At 38.6% G+C, this 20,110-nt stretch carries 18 protein-coding genes; 7 read left to right on the forward strand and 11 right to left on the reverse strand.

What is annotated here, in order from left to right; translation table 11 throughout:
• Positions 1–75 precede the first annotated feature (75 nt).
• The 5 genes from DB895_RS10590 to DB895_RS10610 all read left to right on the forward strand — a co-directional run bounded on the left by DB895_RS10590 (position 76) and on the right by DB895_RS10610 (position 5,663).
• Entirely contained in the window at positions 76–1,371 is a 1,296-nt protein-coding gene (locus DB895_RS10590; protein WP_243694664.1) for a PSP1 domain-containing protein, read from the forward strand.
• The gene (locus DB895_RS10595) at positions 1,355–1,864 is read left to right on the forward strand and encodes a gliding motility lipoprotein GldH (RefSeq protein WP_116725340.1); all 510 of its coding nucleotides are present in this window, start codon (positions 1,355–1,357) and stop codon (positions 1,862–1,864) included. Before DB895_RS10590 ends, DB895_RS10595 begins: the two co-directional genes overlap by 17 nt.
• A gap of 7 nt (positions 1,865–1,871) precedes the next feature.
• A complete protein-coding gene (locus DB895_RS10600) occupies positions 1,872–4,163 on the forward strand; it encodes a penicillin-binding protein 1A (protein WP_116725341.1) in 2,292 nt (763 codons plus the stop codon).
• A gap of 137 nt (positions 4,164–4,300) precedes the next feature.
• Positions 4,301–5,017, forward strand: coding sequence for a CoA transferase subunit A (locus DB895_RS10605; protein ID WP_116725342.1), 717 nt, complete (start codon positions 4,301–4,303; stop codon positions 5,015–5,017).
• Positions 5,004–5,663 carry a CoA transferase subunit B gene (locus DB895_RS10610; protein WP_116725343.1) on the forward strand — a complete coding sequence of 220 codons (660 nt, stop codon included), beginning with the start codon at positions 5,004–5,006 and terminating at the stop codon, positions 5,661–5,663. The genes DB895_RS10605 and DB895_RS10610 overlap by 14 nt, the downstream gene beginning before the upstream one ends.
• Positions 5,664–5,773: 110 nt before the next feature.
• Here DB895_RS10610 and DB895_RS10615 read toward each other — a convergent pair whose 3' ends face one another.
• The 9 genes from DB895_RS10615 to thiL all read right to left on the reverse strand — a co-directional run bounded on the left by DB895_RS10615 (position 5,774) and on the right by thiL (position 14,651).
• Entirely contained in the window at positions 5,774–7,375 is a 1,602-nt protein-coding gene (locus tag DB895_RS10615; protein ID WP_116725344.1) for a fumarate hydratase, read from the reverse strand.
• A 154-nt stretch (positions 7,376–7,529) separates the two neighbouring features.
• Complete coding sequence (locus tag DB895_RS10620) at positions 7,530–8,969, reverse strand: nucleoside recognition domain-containing protein (RefSeq protein ID WP_116725345.1); 1,440 nt, start codon at positions 8,967–8,969, stop codon at positions 7,530–7,532.
• A gap of 53 nt (positions 8,970–9,022) precedes the next feature.
• Positions 9,023–9,736 (reverse strand): 3'-5' exonuclease, encoded by a 714-nt coding sequence (locus DB895_RS10625; RefSeq protein WP_116725346.1) that lies wholly within the window; start codon positions 9,734–9,736, stop codon positions 9,023–9,025.
• 76 nt (positions 9,737–9,812) lie between these two features.
• Positions 9,813–10,283, reverse strand: a complete 471-nt coding sequence (locus DB895_RS10630) for a methylated-DNA--[protein]-cysteine S-methyltransferase (protein ID WP_116725347.1) — start codon at positions 10,281–10,283, stop codon at positions 9,813–9,815.
• A 97-nt stretch (positions 10,284–10,380) separates the two neighbouring features.
• On the reverse strand, positions 10,381–10,764 hold the full coding sequence (locus tag DB895_RS10635; RefSeq protein ID WP_116725348.1) for a c-type cytochrome: 384 nt from the start codon (positions 10,762–10,764) through the stop codon (positions 10,381–10,383).
• A 2-nt stretch (positions 10,765–10,766) separates the two neighbouring features.
• A complete protein-coding gene (gene hemB / locus DB895_RS10640; protein ID WP_116725349.1) occupies positions 10,767–11,759 on the reverse strand; it encodes a porphobilinogen synthase in 993 nt (330 codons plus the stop codon).
• Between the two features lie 104 nt (positions 11,760–11,863).
• The gene (locus tag DB895_RS10645) at positions 11,864–12,445 is read right to left on the reverse strand and encodes a hypothetical protein (RefSeq protein ID WP_133242666.1); all 582 of its coding nucleotides are present in this window, start codon (positions 12,443–12,445) and stop codon (positions 11,864–11,866) included.
• A 47-nt stretch (positions 12,446–12,492) separates the two neighbouring features.
• Positions 12,493–13,395: an oxygen-dependent coproporphyrinogen oxidase gene (gene hemF / locus DB895_RS10650; RefSeq protein WP_116725351.1), complete on the reverse strand. Its 903-nt coding sequence runs from the start codon at positions 13,393–13,395 to the stop codon at positions 12,493–12,495.
• 206 nt (positions 13,396–13,601) lie between these two features.
• Positions 13,602–14,651, reverse strand: coding sequence for a thiamine-phosphate kinase (thiL, locus tag DB895_RS10655; RefSeq protein ID WP_116725352.1), 1,050 nt, complete (start codon positions 14,649–14,651; stop codon positions 13,602–13,604).
• 143 nt (positions 14,652–14,794) lie between these two features.
• Here thiL and DB895_RS10660 point away from each other — a divergent pair, with 143 nt between their 5' ends.
• Complete coding sequence (locus tag DB895_RS10660) at positions 14,795–15,727, forward strand: 1-phosphofructokinase family hexose kinase (protein WP_116725353.1); 933 nt, start codon at positions 14,795–14,797, stop codon at positions 15,725–15,727.
• 121 nt (positions 15,728–15,848) lie between these two features.
• Here the strand turns inward: DB895_RS10660 and lepA are convergent, their stop codons facing one another.
• A complete protein-coding gene (gene lepA / locus DB895_RS10665; protein ID WP_116725383.1) occupies positions 15,849–17,645 on the reverse strand; it encodes a translation elongation factor 4 in 1,797 nt (598 codons plus the stop codon).
• Positions 17,646–17,913: 268 nt separating this feature from the next.
• Here lepA and dusB point away from each other — a divergent pair, with 268 nt between their 5' ends.
• Positions 17,914–18,906, forward strand: coding sequence for a tRNA dihydrouridine synthase DusB (gene dusB / locus DB895_RS10670; RefSeq protein WP_116725354.1), 993 nt, complete (start codon positions 17,914–17,916; stop codon positions 18,904–18,906).
• A 4-nt stretch (positions 18,907–18,910) separates the two neighbouring features.
• Here the strand turns inward: dusB and DB895_RS10675 are convergent, their stop codons facing one another.
• Positions 18,911–20,110: an ABC transporter permease gene (locus DB895_RS10675; RefSeq protein WP_116725355.1), complete on the reverse strand. Its 1,200-nt coding sequence runs from the start codon at positions 20,108–20,110 to the stop codon at positions 18,911–18,913.

Below are 20,110 nucleotides of genomic sequence, written 5' to 3' on the forward strand. Positions count from 1 at the left end.
TAAAAAGTACTATCTTTACGCATTAATCTTTTTAAGAACTTAAATTGTGTTCGTCACAATACTACATATAAAATTATGGCATGTACAAGTTGTTCAACTTCTGATGGTGGTGCACCAAAGGGTTGTAAAAATAATGGGACTTGCGGCACCGATAGCTGCAACAAATTAACGGTTTTCGATTGGCTTTCCAATATGAGTCTGCCTAGTGGAGAAGCGCCTTTTGACTGTGTTGAAGTCCGTTTTAAAAACGGAAGAAAAGAGTTTTATCGCAATACTGAAAAATTGACTTTAAGCATGGGGGACATCGTGGCTACGGAGGCTTCTCCGGGACACGACATAGGCATTGTAACTTTGACAGGGGAATTGGTTCGGATTCAGATGAAGAAAAAAGGAGTCAATCATAAAAGCAATGATGTTCCTAAAGTGTATAGAAAAGCATCTCAAAAAGACATTGATATTTGGTCTAAAGCGCGCGATAGAGAAGAGCCGATGAAGGTTCGAGCACGTGAATTGGCGATTGCCCAAAAGCTGGAAATGAAAATTTCGGATATCGAATTTCAAGGAGATGGTTCGAAAGCTACTTTTTATTATACGGCAAACGACAGAATTGATTTTCGTCTTTTAATCAAGGATTTTGCCAAGGAATTCAGCACACGAGTAGAAATGAAACAGGTCGGTTTCCGTCAGGAGGCGGCTCGATTGGGAGGCATTGGCTCATGCGGAAGAGAATTGTGCTGCTCCACATGGCTTACCGATTTCAGAAGCGTAAATACTTCAGCAGCCCGTTACCAGCAATTGTCTTTAAACCCGCAAAAACTGGCGGGTCAATGCGGAAAATTAAAGTGCTGTTTGAATTATGAGTTGGATACTTACATGGATGCTTTGCAAGGTTTTCCTGATTTTGACACTAAATTAGTTACCGAAAAAGGAGATGCAATTTGTCAGAAACAAGATATTTTTAAAGGATTGATGTGGTTTGCTTATACCAATAATTTTGCCAACTGGCACGTATTGAAAATTGAACAAGTACGAGAAATCGTAGCTGAAAATAAGTTAAAAAACAAAGTTTCTTCTCTGGAAGATTACGCATTAGAGGTTGTAGTAGAGCCAGAAAAAGATTTCAATAATGCCATGGGCCAAGAAAGTTTAACCCGTTTTGATCAACCAAAGAAAAAGAAACGACCAAACAAAAACAGAAAACCTACGGTACAAAATGCATCTGCCCCAGGAAACAACAGACCGGCAGTAGAAAAAAACCTAGCGGACAACAAAATAAAACCGGTTGATAAAAAGATTAGACCAGCCGACAATAAAATAGTTCCTAACGTCAATAAGATAATCCCTGTTACTAAAAATGAACCTAAAAAGTAGTTTTCACTCTTTTATTATAAAAACAGTACTCTTTTGCTTCGCAAGTACTCTTTTACTTGTGTCATGTGATAAAAAAAGAGTGTTTGACGAGTACAAATCCGTGGGAACCGGCTGGAATAAAGACAGTATTGTAAGTTTTGATTTACCTAAACTTGACACGTCCAAAAAGTACAATTTATTCTTAAACGTGAGAGACAACAATGAGTATCCGTTCAATAATCTGTTTTTAATTGTTTCTTTAGAGCAACCCAATAGGGTGACTCTTGTGGATACTTTACAATATCTAATGGCAAATCCTGACGGAACGTTACTTGGGGATGGTTTTACTGATGTTAAAGAAAGCAAACTTATTTATAAAGAAAGGTTCAAATTCAAAACTGGAAATTACAAGATACACATCAAACAAGCCGTAAGGAAAACGGGCAAAGTGGCTGGAGTAGAAAAGTTAGAGGGAATTACCGATGTAGGTTTTAGAATTGAAAAATTAGATTAAAAACATTATGGCTACTACAAAAAAAAACGACCAAATTAAAGATATCAATTATTATAAAAGGAAATTCTGGAAAATCTTCTTTTATAGTTTTGGAGGGATTATTTTGTTTTTCATCATGGCTTCCTTGGGGCTTTTGGGTTCTATGCCTTCCTTTGAAGATCTGGAAAATCCGGATTCCAATTTGGCCACCGAAGTCATTTCAACTGACGGAGTAACCATTGGTAAATTTTATAATGAAAACAGAACGCCTATAAAATATGCTGATTTGCCCAAACATCTAGTTGATGCCTTAGTTGCTACTGAAGATGAACGTTTTTATGAGCATTCGGGAATTGATGGAAGAGGGACTATGAGAGCTGTTTTGAGCTTAGGTACCAGTGGTGGCGCAAGTACATTGACACAACAATTGGCAAAATTATTATTTCATGGGGAAGGATCCAAATTTTTCCTTTTTAGGATTGTCCAAAAAGCTAAAGAGTGGATTATCGCCATTCGTTTAGAACGACAATATACTAAAAATGAAATCATTGCCATGTACTTAAACAAGGCCGATTTTGTGAATACTGCTGTTGGAATTCGTTCGGCGGCAAAGGTTTATTTTGGGAAAGAACCCCGTGATTTATCTATCGAAGAAGGTGCCATGCTGATTGGAATGCTAAAAAATCCTTCGCTATTCAATCCCGTACGCCGATTAGAAAAAGTGAGATCAAGAAGAAATGTGGTTTTGGGTCAAATGGTAAAAAATGGTTTTTTGGAAGAATCCGCTAAAGAATCTTTAGAAAATAAACCTATCGTATTGCACTTCCAACCCGAAAGCCACAAGGAAGGAATTGCCACTTATTTCAGGGAATATTTAAGAGAATTTATGAAAAATTGGGTAAAAGACAATAAAAAATCCGATGGATCCGAATATGACATTTACAAAGATGGTTTAAAAATTTATACGACAATTGATTCCAGAATGCAATTGTATGCCGAAGAAGCGGTGACAGATCATCTGAAAAATCTACAGCAAGAGCTTGACAATCAGCATAAAAATAGTAAAAATGCACCATTCGTAAACATTTCTACAGATGAGACCAATAGCTTGTTGAGAAGAGCCATGAAATCGTCTGCCCGATGGAGTACTTTAAAAGCGCAGGATATGAGTGATGAAGATATTATAAAATCATTCGGGATTAAAACAAAAATGACCGTCTTCACATGGAAAGGAGATAAGGACACTATAATGACCCCAACAGATTCCATTAGGTATTACAAAGGTTTCCTACAATCGGGCTTAATGGCCATGGAACCACAGACAGGTCATGTAAAAGCGTGGGTTGGCGGAATCAATTACAAATATTTTCAATACGATCATGTAGGTCAAGGCGCCAGACAAGTGGGGTCCACCTTCAAGCCGTTTGTCTACGCTACCGCAATCGAACAATTGAACATGTCACCTTGCGATTCCATTATCGACAGCCCGTTTATGATTCACAAAGGACGTCATCATGTCACCGAAGATTGGGAGCCTAAAAATTCCGACAATAAATACCGCGGAATGGTCACCTTGAAAAAAGCTCTAGCAAATTCCATCAACACCATTTCGGCAAAACTAATTGACAAAGTGGGTCCGGAAGCCGTAGTCGAATTAACCCATAAATTAGGTGTGAAATCAGAAATTCCCGTACAGCCATCCATTGCTTTGGGCGCTGTAGAAATTACCGTTCAGGATATGGTTGCCGCTTACAGCACCTTTGCTAACGAGGGTGTTTACATGAAACCCCAATTTATTACTCGAATAGAAGATAAGAATGGAGTCGTAATTTATGAGCCTATTCCAGAATCTCACGATGTGCTTAATAAAGATATCGCTTTTGCTGTAATCAAATTATTGGAAGGTGTTACCGAAGGAGGTTCCGGTTCAAGACTGAGAACTGAAGGTGGCGGTGACGGCGATAATCGTTGGACAGGTTATCCATACTCTTTCACTAATCCAATTGCGGGAAAAACAGGGACTACACAAAACCAATCTGATGGTTGGTTTATGGGAATGGTTCCTAATTTAGTAACTGGAGTCTGGGTGGGTTGTGAAGATCGTTCCTCACGTTTCAAGGGAATTACTTACGGACAGGGAGCGACTGCTGCCCTGCCTATCTGGGGTATATTTATGAAAAAATGTTATGGTGATACAACACTCAATGTCTCTAAAAAAGATTTCGAAAGGCCAGCCAATCTTTCCATAAAGGTAGATTGTTGGACACCCGTAAAAGACACCACCGATTTCGAGCAAAGCACCGATGAATTTGCCTTGTAATTGTCATTGCGAAGAATGAAGTAATCTGTTTTTGGATTTAAAATAAGGAGCTATTTCCAGCTGTTCGCTAAATCTTTTCCCACGCAAAAAAGCGTGGAAAAAGGATATCGCTGCCATCTGGGCTAAAAAACGGAATCATGATAAACAAAAAAGTAAATGCCGTCCAAGATGCACTTCAAGGAATCGAAAACGGAATGACCCTTATGTTCGGCGGTTTCGGATTGTGCGGCATTCCGGAAAACTCCATTGCCGAACTGGTAAAAAAAGAAACCAACAACCTCACCTGCATTTCTAACAACGCCGGAGTCGATGGCTTTGGTCTTGGATTGCTCCTGCAAAAAAAACAAATCAAAAAAATGGTTTCTTCCTATGTGGGTGAAAATGTGGAGTTCGAACGCCAAATGCTTTCTGGAGAACTCGAGGTAGAACTCATTCCTCAAGGAACTTTGGCCGAACGTTGCCGAGCTGCTCAAGCCGGAATCCCCGCTTTTTTTACCCCTGCAGGTTTCGGAACCGAAGTCGCCATTGGCAAAGAAACCCGGGAATTCAACGGAAAAATGCACGTGATGGAATTGGCCTTCAAAGCCGATTTTGCCATCGTGAAAGCCTGGAAAGGTGATACTGCGGGAAACCTCATCTTCAAAGGAACTGCCCGAAATTTCAATCCCTGCATGGCTGGTGCCGCCAAAATCACCATCGCTGAAGTCGAAGAATTGGTAGAAGCCGGAACACTCGACCCCAACCAAATTCATGTTCCTGGAATACTGGTGCAACGCATTTTTCAGGGCGAGAAATACGAAAAGAGGATTGAGCAACGGACAACTAGAAAAAAGACTAATCATGGCATTGGATAAAATAGGAATAGCGAAACGCATTGCTCAGGAATTGAAAGATGGTTTTTTTGTAAACCTAGGCATCGGAATTCCAACTTTAGTAGCCAATTATATTCCAGAAGGAATTGACGTGGAATTTCAAAGTGAAAACGGCGTCCTGGGAATGGGGCCTTTCCCGTTTGAAGGAGAAGAAGATGCGGATTTAATCAATGCCGGAAAACAAACCATCACCACTTTACCGGGTGCTTCTTTTTTTGATTCCGCTTTAAGTTTCGGAATGATTCGAGGGCAACACGTCGATTTGACAATTCTTGGCGCCATGGAAGTTGCCGAAAACGGTGATATTGCCAACTGGAAAATTCCTGGAAAAATGGTCAAAGGAATGGGCGGTGCAATGGATTTAGTCGCTTCGGCCGAAAACATTATTGTGGCTATGATGCACGTCAACAAAGCTGGAGAAAGCAAAATTCTTAAAAAATGTACTTTGCCATTAACAGGCGTGAACTGCGTAAAAAAAGTCGTAACCGAACTTGCCGTTCTCGAAGTAACTCCAAAAGGTTTTAAACTTCTGGAACGAGCACCGGGAGTTTCCGTGGAACACATTATTGCTTCTACCGAAGCCGATTTAATTATTGAAGGAGAAATTCCGGAAATGGTGATTGATTAAAGAAAAACTTATGAAATAAAAAGACCGCTTACTCATCAAGAATAAACGGTCTTTTTCATTATATATCTTTGCGAACTTCGCGTTTGACTTTGCGTCTTTGCGGTTAAAAACTACAAATTCTCAAAAAAATCATTCCCTTTATCATCGGTAATGATGAATGCAGGGAAATCTTTAACCGTGATTTTACGCACCGCTTCCATGCCTAATTCTTCAAAATCGACAACCTCAACTGAAACGATATTCTCTTTGGCTAAAATTGCCGCTGGTCCGCCTATGGAACCTAGATAGAAACCTCCATATTTTTGGCAAGCCTCTTTCACTTCTTTGGTTCTATTTCCTTTGGCCAACATCACCATGCTACCGGCATGTTTTTGGAATTCATCCACATACACATCCATTCTACCGGCAGTTGTTGGTCCAAAACTTCCAGAAGCCATTCCTTCCGGTGTTTTAGCTGGCCCTGCATAATATACTGGATGATTTTTGAAGTATTCTGGCATTGATTTACCCGCATCCAATAATTCTTTAATTTTAGCGTGAGCGATATCACGAGCTACAATCAAAGTTCCGTTTAATTTCAAACGCGTTTTGATTGGATATTGGGATAATTTTTTAAGAATATCAGCCATTGGTTGATTCAAATCAATTTCGACTGCTGGTTCCAAATGTGGCGCCGTTTCCGGCAAAAACTGTTTTGGATTCACTTCCAATTGTTCAACGTAAATTCCGTCTTTGGTAATTTTACCTTTAATATTTCTATCGGCAGAACAGGAAACTCCTAATCCAACCGGGCAAGAAGCAGCATGACGTGGTAGACGAATTACACGAACATCATGGGTGAAATATTTTCCTCCAAATTGCGCTCCGACATGACTTTCCTGGCAAATTAATTGCACTCGTTTTTCCCACTCCAAATCACGGAAAGCCTGACCTGCCATATTTCCAGAAGTGGGTAAATTATCAAAATAACCCGCAGATGCTTTTTTGACCGCTGCCAAATTCGCTTCCGCTGAAGTTCCTCCAATCACTAAAGCCAAGTGATACGGCGGACAAGCCGAAGTTCCCAAATCCATTATTTTGGCACGAATGAAAGCATCCATTGATTTTTCATTCAATAAAGATTTCGTTTGTTGGTATAAATACGTTTTATTGGCAGAACCTCCACCTTTTGCTAAAAACAAAAATTCATAAGTAGCTCCTTTTTTGGCATAAATATCAATTTGTGCCGGAAGATTAGAACCTGAATTTTTTTCTTCAAACATGCTAATCGGAACAATTTGAGAGTAACGAAGATTTCTTTCTTGATAGGTGTTAAAAATCCCTTTCGAAATCCATTCAGCATCATCAACGCCTGTATATACATTTTCGCCTTTTTTGGCCATAACAATCGCTGTTCCGGTGTCCTGACAAGAAGGTAATTCCCCATCAATTGCCACAACTGCATTTTGCAATAAATTATAGGCTACAAAACGGTCATTGTCGGTTGCTTCCGGATCGTCAAGAATAACTCTTAGCTTAGCTAAATGTGCAGTCCGCAACATAAACGAAACGTCTTTCAAAGCTTCTTGCGATAACAATTCCAATCCTTTTGGATTAATTGTTAAAATCTCTCTGTCTCCTAATTTTTCTAAGGTTACGTAGTCAGAAGTAATTTTTCGGTATTGGGTATCGTCTTTTAAAATTGGATAAGGATCCTGGTATATAAATTCCATAATATGAGGTTTTTTAAAGAATGCCAAATATAAGAATTGTCAAAAGAACTAAACCTGATTTATATCAACTTATGCTTTAGAATGATTTAAAATTAGATGTCAAAAAGTCATCGGCTTGCCCGCACTAATTAACAGAAGTCTGGTGTTATTTATTTTAAAAAAACCAAGTCGCCACAAAAATAGCCGTAATTACACAAATAAAGTCAACTACAAGCATCGTTCCTAAAGCGTAACGTGTATTTTTTATATTAATTGAACCAAAGTAAACCGCAATTACATAAAAGGTGCTTTCGGCACTGCATTGAAAAATACTACTCAACCTTCCCGTTAAGGAATCGGCACCAAAAGTATTCATCGAATCTATCAAAAACCCTCGTGAACCCGCAGAACTAAAGGGTCTTAGTAATGCTACCGGTAAAGCATCGGTGATTTCTTTGCTTACGCCCATATTAGAAAAAGCAAAAGCAATCCAATTGCTAATAATTTCAAACAAACCACTGTTTCTGAATAAAGATATGGCAACCAACATTCCCAAAACATAAGGAAAAATGGTAACTCCAGTTTTTACGCCATTATTGGCTCCAACTACAAAGGCTTCATAAACAGTAGTATTGGCCTCAGCAAATTTTTTCTCTTTAATAAAGGAAAAGATCAAAGTGAAAATAATAATTCCTACCAATATCAAAGCGGAAAGATTAGCTGTAAAATAGTTTTTACCAATTAAATCCAAATGGTTTACATACATCAACAAACCAACAATTGCAGTAATTAACGCCATTAATGTAACTACTAAAGACGCACTTTTGAAATTAATTTTTTGTTTAATTCCAACGATAAGAAAAGCAGCAATTGTACCAATAAAAGAGGTAATAATGCAAGGCAACATCACATCAGCTGGATTGCTGGCATTGGCAGCAGCACGATAGCCAATTATAGAAGTTGCTATTAAGGTAAGTCCCGAAGCATGCAAACACATAAACATAATTTGCGCATCACTCGCTCGATCTTTGTCGGTATTCAGTTCTTGCAAACTTTCCATAGCTTTTAATCCAAATGGTGTCGCGGCCGAATCCAATCCTAAGAAATTGGCAGCAAAGTTCAAGGTCATATAGGAAATCGACGGGTGATTTTGAGGAATACTTGGAAACACTTTTACGAATACCGGACTCAATACTTTTGCTAGTTTTTCAGATGCTCCGGAAATGATTAGAAGCTCCATCAATCCACAGAAAAAAGCCAAATAAGCAATCAACGGAATGATTAAATCAAGTAATGTACTTTTGCAAGTTGGCAACAACCCATCTGATTTTTGAACTCCACTAAAAATTTTAACTACTTTATTTTTATACACATAAGTAGTATCGGCATTTAGTGTATCTCTATTGATAACAAAGGTTTTTTCTTTCGATTTATTGATGCTGTCTTTTATAAAAACAGGAATCCGACCCATATATTTTTCTGAAATTAAAATAGGATCGTCTTTTTTTCCGTTTAAAACATTGTCAATCGTGTAGCTGTTACCAGAAAACAAACTGAAAATCACAAATGCAATTGAAGAAATAAAAATAGCCAACCAAAATCTACTCAATACCATAATTATAATTTTTGTAAATGTAATAAATCAATAACAATTGCAATAATGAATCCTTACACGTGAATAATCTCGTCCTCAATCAACAAATCTTCTCGACGCAAGCGAAGGAAAATTTGTGCCACAGCAATCGTATCTTTTTCACAATAGGTAACAATGCGATCAATGTCTTTATCTACATAAAAAACGTGACCTACCTGGCTACCGTCGATGTCTCCTTTTGGGGATGGAATTCCGAGTACTTTACACATCAATTTTAAAGAAGTAAAATGCTTGTAATCGCCAAATTTCCATAATTCTAACGTGTCCAAATGTGGGATTTCCCAAGGTTTTTTGCCAAAAAGATTCAACTTATTTGGAATCGCAATTTGATTGATTATCATGCGCCGGGCGAGGAATGGAATATCAAATTCCTTGGCATTATGACCGCACAAAACATGATGCGGCTGATTGAAGTGATTGTTCAGCAAATTATTAAAGTCGTTCAATATTTTCTTTTCCTCCCCAAAAAATGAAGTCACCCTAAAATTTCTGACATCCCCTTTAATGATGAAATAGCCTACTGAGATGCAAATGATTTTGCCAAATTCTGCCCAAATTCCGGCGCGGTCATAAAAATCTTCTGGAGTATATTCGTCTTTGCGTTGGTATTGGGTTTTGTGTTCCCAAAGTTCCTTCATTTCGGCATCTAAGGTATTGAAATCGGCTACATCGGGAACAGTTTCTATATCAAGAAATAGGATGTTTTCTAGGCGAATTTTTTCTATCATAATTTAGCTTTTAGACTTCTTATTGATTCAGACTTTCTACAAATCTAATAAATCTAAGCGGTCTAAGGATTCAATTTTAAAACAAACTTTGCTGGGTTACTGGGTTTTCGTGCTCGAGCAACCATTTTTTTCTCCATAAACCACCCGCGTATCCTGTAAGCGAACCGTCTGTTCCAATGATTCTGTGACACGGAACCACTATCCACAGCGGGTTTTTCCCATTGGCGGAAGCCACAGCCCGAATGGCCTTGACATCACCTAATTTTTTTGATAATTCTAAATAAGACATCGTTTTCCCGAAAGGAATTTCTAATAATCCTTTCCATACTTTTTGTTGAAATTCGGTTCCTTTTGGATTGATTTTGAAATCAAAACGAGTTCTTTTTCCTTCAAAATAATCTTGAAGTTGGGAAATGGCTTCGACTAAAACTGCTGGTATGGTTTCAGAGACTTCTCCTTCATCGGAAATGGAAATTTTTGAAATTCCGTTTTCGTCTCCAATAATTTCGGCAATTCCTAAAGAAGTTTTGAATAAGGCAGTTTCCATTTTATAAAAGTAAATAATTTATTCCTAGAAGTTGTCAAAAAAAGAACGTCTACAAAAAAATCTGTAGACGTTCATATTCTATATTTCGGATGTATCCTTATTTTAAGTGAGAATATACATAAATTTCTAGAGCTTTCAACTCTTCATCGGACATGGTTTTAGTGATGACAAAATTTGCTTTCATCACTTCATATTGTGCGGGATCTACAATTGGTTCTCCCTCGCCTTTAAGGAATTGAACCATATTTGCATTTTTATCTTTGTAGATTTTTGCAATTTCCTGTAAACTTGGCCCTACCACTTTTTGCGCTACTTGGTGACAGGCAATACAATTTCCTTTCCCTTCAAAAATGCTTTTTCCTAAATCTTCCGGTTTTTGAACTTCAGATACGTTCTCATCGGGTTTTCCAAAAGATTCAGCAGATTCTTTTTTACAAGACAAGGTCAATAAAATTAACAATAGGAATAACTGTTTTTTCATGCCTATTTCTTCAAAAGTATTGCAGCCTCTTTGGCAAAATAAGTCGAAATCAAACTGGCTCCTGCTCGTTTGATACACATTAATTGTTCCATCATAATTTTGTCATGGTCTAGCCAGCCTCTTTCGGCAGCGGCCTTTATCATGGCATATTCGCCAGAAACATGAAAAACAGTTACAGGAACGTTCACGGCATTTTTAACTTCACGAACAATGTCTAAATACGCAATTCCTGGTTTTACCATAACCATATCAGCACCTTCTTCCACGTCCCATAAGGCTTCTTTGATAGCCTCGATGCGATTGGCATAATCCATTTGGTACGTTTTTTTGTCTTTTGGGATTTCAGTAGAATCAACCGGAGCGCTGTCTAAGGCATCACGGAACGGTCCGTAAAATGCGGAAGCGTATTTAGCAGAATAACTCATGATACACACATTTTGAAATCCAGCTGCATCCAATCCTTGGCGCAAACGCAGTACACGACCGTCCATCATGTCACTTGGCGCCACAAAATCGGCTCCGGCTTGGGCATGAGAAACGGCCATTTTTACCAGTGCTTCGTTAGTCGCATCGTTAGCAACATCTCCTCTTTCAATGATTCCGTCATGGCCATAAATAGAATACGGGTCCAATGCTACGTCAGGCATTACAATCATTTCCGGGCAAGAGGTTTTGATGGCACGAATAGTGTTTTGCATTAGTCCATCTTTATTCCAAGCTTCTTTTCCAGTATTGTCTTTTAGATTTTCGCCGACTTTTACATAAATATTTACAGCACGAATACCTAAATCAAATAATTCAATAACTTCTTTGACGGTCAAATCAATGGAACGACGAAATATTCCTGGCATGGAAGCAATTTCCACTTGTATATTTTCGCCTTCTGCAATAAACATGGGAAACATAAAATCACTTGGACTTAATGTGGTTTCGCGAACTAAACTTCTGATGGATTCGTTCGTTCTTAATCTTCTACCTCTGTGTAATGGGAACATAATTTTATTTTTTCAAGCTCCGTAGGAGCGTTATATTTATTAATCTGTTTATGAGCTCCGGTAGAGCAATATGTTATGTGTATTAAATTCACAACTATTTTATATTAAAAAGGCAAATCATTTATTGATTCATCTTCGCGTTTATTTGGATATTGCTCTATTTTTAGATCATCAACTGATATACTAAATTTAGTATTGGTATTGTCAAACAAGTCCTTATGAATATCAGATTCTACAATACCAACGGTAAATATTTCTCCTTCTAATATTCTCTTAAAAATATTATAAGATATTCTTGCGGCATTATAACTATTAATAGGAATATTAGGAGTTTTGTGAGAAAAATTCCAACCTATAGCAAATCCTATAGATTTATCTTCGTTAATAAAATAAGCATAGTTATCTCCATATTTACTTACAGAAACAGACAACTCCAATAATTGCTTCTTATTAAACAAAGCACTTCTTACCCAATTGTTAAGATTATAACCTACAGTCAATTTTCTTCTACTCTCACTTTTTACTAAGTATAATATGATGCAATTTTCATTTCTATAAAAATTATATTCACTTTTAGGTTCAATTATATACTCATCATCCAAAAGGTCTTTTACATTTACAATACCATTCTTTTTAAGAATTTCTTCATATTCATAAAACATTTTTTCGCTCTCTTTTGTTATCATAGCCTCGATAAATTTTTTATTTATAAATATGGCGCTCCGTTGGAGCTTTAAAGCCAATCAATTGGTTTTTCTAAAACTTTCAATAATTTTTCTTCTTCGCTTCCTTTTTCAGGATGATGGTCGTAAACCCACTGCACGTGTGGGGGTAAACTCATCAAGATACTTTCAATTCTTCCGTTGGTTTTTAATCCAAACAACGTGCCTTTGTCATGAACCAAATTGAACTCTACATAACGTCCTCGACGGATTTCCTGCCAAGTTCTGTTTTCGGCAGTGTATGAAAGGTCTTTTCTTTTTTCAACTATTGGAACGTAGGCTTCCAGAAAACTATCACCAACTTCGGTTACAAAGTTGTACCAATCCTGCATACTCATCGCATCCGTAGCTTTGCAATAATCGAAAAACAACCCTCCAATGCCTCGGGCTTCATTGCGATGCGAGTTCCAAAAATAGGCATCACATTGTTTTTTGTATTTTGGATAAAACTCGGGATTGTCTTTGTTGCAAGCTGTTTTGCAAGTTTGGTGAAAATGAATGGCATCTTCTTCAAACAAATAATAGGGTGTTAAATCCTGCCCGCCACCAAACCATTGCTGAATCACATTTTTGTTCTCATCATACATTTCGAAATAGCGCCAATTGGCGTGAACCGTCGGCACCATTGGATTTTTTGGATGCAAAACCAAACTTAATCCGCAAGCAAAAAAATCGGCTTCACCTACGTTGAATAATTTTTGCATGGCTTCGGGCAATTTTCCGTGAACTGCCGAAATATTGACACCTCCTTTTTCGAAAACTGTTCCGTTTTCTATCACGCGGGTTCTTCCGCCACCTCCTTCGGGGCGTTCCCAAAGGTCTTCACGGAATTTAGCCCGACCGTCGACCGCTTCTAATCCTTTGCAAATTTGATCTTGGAGGTTTTGTATGTATTGGTAAAACTGGTCTTTCATATTGCTTATTCCAGCATAATCTTCATAGGAAGAGGAAGCAAGAGGATTTGTATTGGTTTTTAATACTATTTGTGCTGCTTTTGTGTTGGGTACAATTGAAATTCAATTCAAAAAGCAACATTCAAATTTACATAAAATATTTTTCTTTTGATGAAAAGATCAAAAATTACTGGTTTTATGCGTTGGATATTGTATGAAATCAAATCCTAATTTTCGCTAATACCATCCCAACCTCTAGCCTTCAAAGCGATTTTTGTATTGGCTCGAGTCACTAGGTGAATGCCTTCACTTTCTTGGGTCATGTGACCGATAATTGTGAAATTTGGATTCCCTTTTATTTTGTCAAAATCATCTATAGGAATGGTGAACAACAATTCATAATCTTCGCCACCGTTAATGGCCACGGTTGTGGAATCGATGTCAAATTCCTCGCAAACATTAATTAATTGCGGATCTAATGGTAGTTTGTCTTCATACAAGTTGCATCCCACGCCCGATTGCTTGCACAAATGCATAATTTCCGATGACAATCCGTCCGAAATATCAATCATGGAAGTCGGTTTGATTTCCAAAGCGTGCAATAAAGTGCGTACATCTTTTCTGGCTTCTGGTTTCAGTTGACGTTCAATTAAATAGGTATAGGCATCCAAATCGGGCTGCGAATTTGGGTTGACCTGAAAAACCTGTTTCTCCCGTTCCAAAACTTGTAAACCCATATAAGCAGCACCTATATCTCCGCTTACCACTAATAAATCCGTTTGTTTGGCACCATTTCTATACACGATTTCATCTTCGTCGGCTTCGCCAATGGCGGTAATCGAAATAATCAATCCTTTTTGGGATGAAGTGGTGTCGCCTCCTATCACGTCCACTTTATATTCATTGGCGGCAAGGGTAATTCCTGCAAACAATTCATCCAAAGCCTCTAACGGGAAACGATTGGAAACGGCTATAGAAACCGTGATTTGTGTTGCTTTAGCATTCATGGCACAAATATCAGAAATATTAACCACGACTGCCTTGTAACCCAAATGCTTCAAAGGGACATAAGCCAAATCAAAATGGACACCTTCAATTAACAAATCAGTGGAAACGACCACTTTTTTGTCTCTGAAATCCAAAACGGCTGCATCGTCCCCAATTCCTTTCAAAGTTGAAGGTTGGTTGATGGTAAAGTTTGATGTTAAATGGTCTATAAGTCCAAATTCTCCCAGTTGAGCTATGCTCGTGCGTTGTGGTGATTTATCTTCTATCATGATTATTGAGGAAACGAAAGGTTCTCTTCGTTCTTTTTAGTTTTAAAAGTTTTAAGGCTGTAAATATACGAAGAAATTTTTGCCAAGAATTATACCGTTTTCCCCGAATTTTATCGCATCTTTAGATTTGTAAAACATACCTAATGAAATCATTTGACATAGTTACCATTACCGTTAATCCGGCCTTAGATAAAAGCACGCACTTTAGGGGTTTAGTACCGGAACAAAAAATCCGTTGTGACGAACCACGTTTTGATGCTGGAGGTGGAGGAATCAACGTCTCTAAGGCGATTTCCCGATTGGGCGGAACCTCTTTAGCGGTCTTTACTTCTGGAGGGCCAATAGGTAAAATGCTCGAAGAACTCGTAACCAAGGAATCAATAGTATACAAAGCCATCGAAATACAGACTTGGACAAGAGAAAGTTTTGTGGCGGTGGATGACAACACGAATTCGCAATACCGATTTGGATTTACCGGCGGAGTCATTTCAGCAGAAGAAAGCGCTAAAGTATTGGAGACCGTAACCAATTTGAGACCGAAATTCATTGTAGCCAGTGGCAGTTTGAATGAAGGACTACCGGTAGATTTTTATCAAAAAATTGCAGAAATCGCTAAAAAATCTAACGCTAAATTAATCGTGGATACTTCGGGCGAAGCGCTAAAAAAAGCATTAGAAATTGGTGTTTATATGATCAAACCCAATGTTGGAGAACTGGCAAAATTAATAGGTGTGGAGCGATTGGAACTGGAAGAAGTAAACGAAGCTGCAAAGCAAATCATTACCAAGGGCGGGGCCGAAATTGTTGTGGTTTCCCTCGGGCCGCAAGGTGCCGTTTTGGTAACTAAAGACAATTATGAGTTTGTTCCAGCTCCCAATGTGGCCAAAAAAAGTACCGTAGGCGCGGGTGACAGTATGGTAGGCGGAATGGTTTGGGCACTTTCCCAAAACAAAAGCCTGAAAGAAGTCATTCGTTGGGGCGTGGCTTGCGGATCGGCAGCAACCATGAATGAGGGAACCCAATTGTTTAAATTGGAAGACGCGAAACGGTTGTTTGATTGGTTGAAGGATAAATAAGCCCCCTAAGCCCCAAAGGGGGAACTAAAAACTAAAAACCTGACAATTTTAACATCGTCAGGTTTTTCTATAATCTATTCTCTTTTTTCTTTATCCTAATTTCCCCTTGGGGTTAGGGGCTTTAATCATTCAATTTCAATACCGCCATAAATGCTTCTTGCGGAATCTCAACATTTCCAACTAATCTCATACGTTTTTTACCTTTTTTCTGTTTTTCCAATAATTTACGTTTACGAGAAATATCGCCACCATAACATTTGGCAGTTACATCTTTCCGTAAGGCTTTAATCGTTTCACGCGAAATCACTTTCACGCCAATCGCCGCTTGAACAGGAATGTCAAACTGCTGACGCGGTATCAATTCTTTCAGTTTTTCGCACATTTTTTTACCAATAGAATACGCATTATCGGCATGCATCAAGGAAGACAAAGCATCTACAATAGTTCCATTTAATAGGATATCTACTTTTACCAAATTAGAAGTTCGCATTCCAATTGGGGAATAATCAAAGGAAGCATATCCTTTAGAAACGGTTTTCAAACGGTCATAAAAATCGAATACAATCTCTGCCAACGGCATGTCAAAGGTCAATTCCACACGTTCGGTCGTCAAGTAGGTTTGATTGGTAATCAACCCTCGTTTTTCGATACACAAACTCATGACATTTCCAACATAATCGGATTTGGTGATGATCGTTGCTTTTATAAAAGGCTCTTCAACATGATCTAAACGAGAGGGTTCCGGCAAATCCGAAGGATTGTTTACCACCAATGGCGTTTCTGGGTGTTTCTTGGTGTAAGCCAAATACGAAACGTTGGGAACGGTAGTAATCACGGTCATATTGAACTCTCTTTCCAAACGTTCTTGGATAATTTCCATGTGCAACATTCCCAAGAATCCGCAACGGAAACCAAACCCTAATGCTGCCGAACTTTCCGGTAAAAACACCAAGGAAGCATCGTTCAATTGCAATTTTTCCATCGAGTTTCGCAACTCTTCATAATCTTCGGTATCCACAGGATAAATTCCCGCAAAAACCATGGGCTTCACATCTTCAAAACCGTGTATGATGTTTGTTGTTGGATTCTTGGCATCCGTCAGCGTATCTCCTACTTTTACTTCTTTTGCCTCCTTTATGCCCGAAATCAAATACCCAACATCTCCTGCCGAAATCACTTGTTTCGGAACTTGGTTCAATTTTAAGGTGCCAATTTCATCGGCAAAATATTCATTGCCAGTTGCCATGAACTTAATCTTTTGCCCTTTCTTGATTTGCCCATTTTTTACACGGAAAATAACCTCAATTCCACGAAACGGATTGTAATGGGAATCGAAAATCAATGCCTGCAACGGTTCGTCAACGTTGCCTTTTGGAGGAGGAATTCTTTCGATAATGGCCGCCAAAATATTTTCGACACCCAAACCCGTTTTTCCCGAAGCGTGAATAATATCTTCCAATTTACAACCCAATAAATCAACAATGTCGTCGCTAACTTCTTCCGGATTGGCACTGGGCAAATCGACTTTGTTCAATACCGGAATGATTTCCAAGTCGTTTTCTAATGCCAGATACAAATTGGATATCGTTTGTGCCTGGATGCTTTGCGCTGCATCCACAATCAAAAGCGCTCCTTCGCAAGCGGCAATCGAACGGGAAACCTCATACGAAAAATCGACGTGACCCGGCGTATCAATCAAATTCAGGATGTATTCCTCGCCTTTATATTTGTACTCCATCTGGATGGCGTGACTTTTTATGGTAATGCCACGCTCGCGTTCCAAATCCATATTGTCCAGCAATTGCGCCTTTTCTTCCCGGGCAGTAACGGTTTGGGTTGCTCCTAGAAGTCTATCGGCAAGCGTGCTTTTTCCGTGGTCGATGTGTGCAATAATGCAGAAATTCCGTATGTTTTTCATTCTTTGTTTATGTCTATTTTTTTGGCGTGACCCTTCGTAAAAACTCCGGGTCGGGCTATTCGCTCTATCTTTTGTTCCGCTTTCGCTCCACAAAAGGATGCCGCTTCTATCCCTCACGCAAACTCAATTAATCTGCAAATATAGGTAATTTTTCATTGAAGATTTCAGATTCACGAATGCTGATTTCAGATGTTGTGAAATCCGAAATCAGCAATCGCGAATCATCTATCGAAAATCTTTCCTATTTTTGCAAAAAAAAACATTCCCCTTGATAAAAATTGGCAACATAGAACTTCCTGATTTTCCTTTACTTCTTGCGCCCATGGAAGACGTGAGCGATCCGCCATTTCGTAGATTGTGCAAAATGCACGGTGCCGATTTGATGTATTCGGAATTCATTTCCTCAGAAGGATTAATTCGTGATGCCATTAAAAGCCGAATGAAATTAGATATTTTCGATTATGAACGTCCCGTTGGAATCCAGATTTTTGGCGGCGACGAAGAAGCGATGGCATTATCATCCAAAATAGTTTCCACCGTAAATCCGGATATAATTGATATTAATTTTGGTTGTCCTGTTAAGAAAGTCGTTTGCAAAGGAGCTGGCGCGGGAGTTCTCAAAGATGTCGATTTAATGATTCGTTTAACACAAGCCGTTATCGATAGCACGCATCTGCCCGTAACGGTAAAAACGCGATTGGGTTGGGACGATAATTCCATTAATATTGATGAGGTTGCGGAGCGTTTACAAGACATTGGCGTTGCCGCTTTGAGCATTCACGCCAGAACCCGTGCCCAAATGTACAAAGGCCATTCCGACTGGTCGCATATTGCCCGGGTAAAAAATAATCCTAGAATCATGATGCCTATTTTTGGGAACGGCGATATCGATTCGCCCGAAAAAGCATTGCATTATAAAAACGAGTACGGCATTGACGGAATCATGATAGGCCGTGCCGCCATCGGTTATCCTTGGATTTTTAATGAAATTAAACATTATTTTAAAACAGGCGAACATTTACAAAAACCAAGCGTTGCCGATAGAGTAGAAGCCGTACGAAACCATTTAACATGGGCAATGCAATGGAAAGGGGAACGACTTGGGATTGTAGAAACCCGCCCTCATTATTCTAATTATTTTAAAGGAATTCACTCTTTTAAAGAACACCGACAAAAATTAGTTACCATTGATAATCCCGAAGGACTTTTTAAAGCTCTAGACGAAATTCAGGAAGTTTATTCTAATTATCAGGTTGGTTAAATTCCTAATCCAACAACTTCTTACTCACCCGACTGCTCGCAATCCAAGAAGCAATTAATCCTAAAGAAAAGATAGTAGCCAAAACCAGCAACACATTTTTAATACTGAAAACCACAGGGTAAGCTAGGGTTTGCGTAATCATTATAATTTGAAAATGCTGCTGGATAAGGACAATTATTGTTCCCAGGACAAGTCCTATTAGACCTCCAAAAACAGTTAGCAAGGTGCCTTGAAGCAGGAAAATTTTCCGTAAATCTTTAACTTCGGTACCTAGATTGTATAAAGTTTTCAGGTTTCCTTTTTTGTCCAGAATCATCATGATAATGGCGCCGGCAAGCGTAAATAGAGTAAGGATAATGACAAGGGTAAATATCAGGTAAACTGCTGTATTCTCGGTGTTTAGCATTTTGTATAGGCTGTCGTTGAGTTGCGCCCTGTTTTTTACAATTACAGTATTGTTGAAAATTTCTTGAAGTGCTGTTTTTATATGCTCTTCGTCGGCATTCGGTTTGAGTTTGATTTCAATTCCCGAAACCTGATTGGGTTTGTATTCCAACAATTCTTGAGCCAATCCTAAATCAGCAAAGACATATTTAGAATCTAAATCTTCGCTAATGGCGTAAATTCCAACAGGAATAATAGAAGTTTTGTTAAAGGCTTCCTCTGGATTTTCGATTGCTCCTTTTCCTGGTTTAGGAACAAAAACTTCTAGCTTGTTGTTGAAATCGAACAATCCCAAAGACAATTTTTCTGAAATTCCGTAACCCACTACTACTTGATAGGTATTTGGCTTGAGCCATAACCCATTAAAAATGTTTTTTTTAACGTCGTTTACTTTACTGTAAATGCTGTCAACGCCCTTTATTGCTGCGACTTCCTCTTTGCCGTCAAACATAAACAGCACCCGTTCTTCAATGATTTTGCTTTGGGCAAAAACGCCTTCTAATTTTAGTAATTTTCGTTGCTGTTCCTCAGAGATTGAAATAGATTTCCCTTTTAGAGCAGTAACTTTCAAATCGGGATCGAAATTATTGCTAAACGATAAACTGAATTCTTTTAATCCGCTAAAGACGGACAAAACCACAAACAAGGACATCGCTCCAATGACAATTCCTGCAGAGGCAATTCGGGTAATAATGTTAATCGCATTATTTTTGCTTCGGCTAAAAATGTATCGTTTAGCGATGTAAAGGGAGAAGTTCAA

Source organism: Flavobacterium psychrotolerans, assembly GCF_003097635.1.
Taxonomy (GTDB): domain Bacteria; phylum Bacteroidota; class Bacteroidia; order Flavobacteriales; family Flavobacteriaceae; genus Flavobacterium; species Flavobacterium psychrotolerans.

Coding starts and splice junctions, on each gene's coding strand:
- DB895_RS10660 (WP_116725353.1), top strand. CDS start 14,795: ATGAAATCATTTGACATAGTTACCATTACCGTTAATCCGGCCTTAGAT.
- DB895_RS10635 (WP_116725348.1), bottom strand. CDS start 10,764: ATGAAAAAACAGTTATTCCTATTGTTAATTTTATTGACCTTGTCTTGT.
- DB895_RS10590 (WP_243694664.1), top strand. CDS start 76: ATGGCATGTACAAGTTGTTCAACTTCTGATGGTGGTGCACCAAAGGGT.
- DB895_RS10605 (WP_116725342.1), top strand. CDS start 4,301: ATGATAAACAAAAAAGTAAATGCCGTCCAAGATGCACTTCAAGGAATC.
- thiL (WP_116725352.1), bottom strand. CDS start 14,651: ATGATAGAAGATAAATCACCACAACGCACGAGCATAGCTCAACTGGGA.
- DB895_RS10615 (WP_116725344.1), bottom strand. CDS start 7,375: ATGGAATTTATATACCAGGATCCTTATCCAATTTTAAAAGACGATACC.
- DB895_RS10620 (WP_116725345.1), bottom strand. CDS start 8,969: ATGGTATTGAGTAGATTTTGGTTGGCTATTTTTATTTCTTCAATTGCA.
- DB895_RS10625 (WP_116725346.1), bottom strand. CDS start 9,736: ATGATAGAAAAAATTCGCCTAGAAAACATCCTATTTCTTGATATAGAA.
- DB895_RS10595 (WP_116725340.1), top strand. CDS start 1,355: ATGAACCTAAAAAGTAGTTTTCACTCTTTTATTATAAAAACAGTACTC.
- DB895_RS10630 (WP_116725347.1), bottom strand. CDS start 10,283: ATGGAAACTGCCTTATTCAAAACTTCTTTAGGAATTGCCGAAATTATT.
- DB895_RS10600 (WP_116725341.1), top strand. CDS start 1,872: ATGGCTACTACAAAAAAAAACGACCAAATTAAAGATATCAATTATTAT.
- lepA (WP_116725383.1), bottom strand. CDS start 17,645: ATGAAAAACATACGGAATTTCTGCATTATTGCACACATCGACCACGGA.
- DB895_RS10645 (WP_133242666.1), bottom strand. CDS start 12,445: ATGATAACAAAAGAGAGCGAAAAAATGTTTTATGAATATGAAGAAATT.
- DB895_RS10610 (WP_116725343.1), top strand. CDS start 5,004: ATGGCATTGGATAAAATAGGAATAGCGAAACGCATTGCTCAGGAATTG.
- hemF (WP_116725351.1), bottom strand. CDS start 13,395: ATGAAAGACCAGTTTTACCAATACATACAAAACCTCCAAGATCAAATT.
- hemB (WP_116725349.1), bottom strand. CDS start 11,759: ATGTTCCCATTACACAGAGGTAGAAGATTAAGAACGAACGAATCCATC.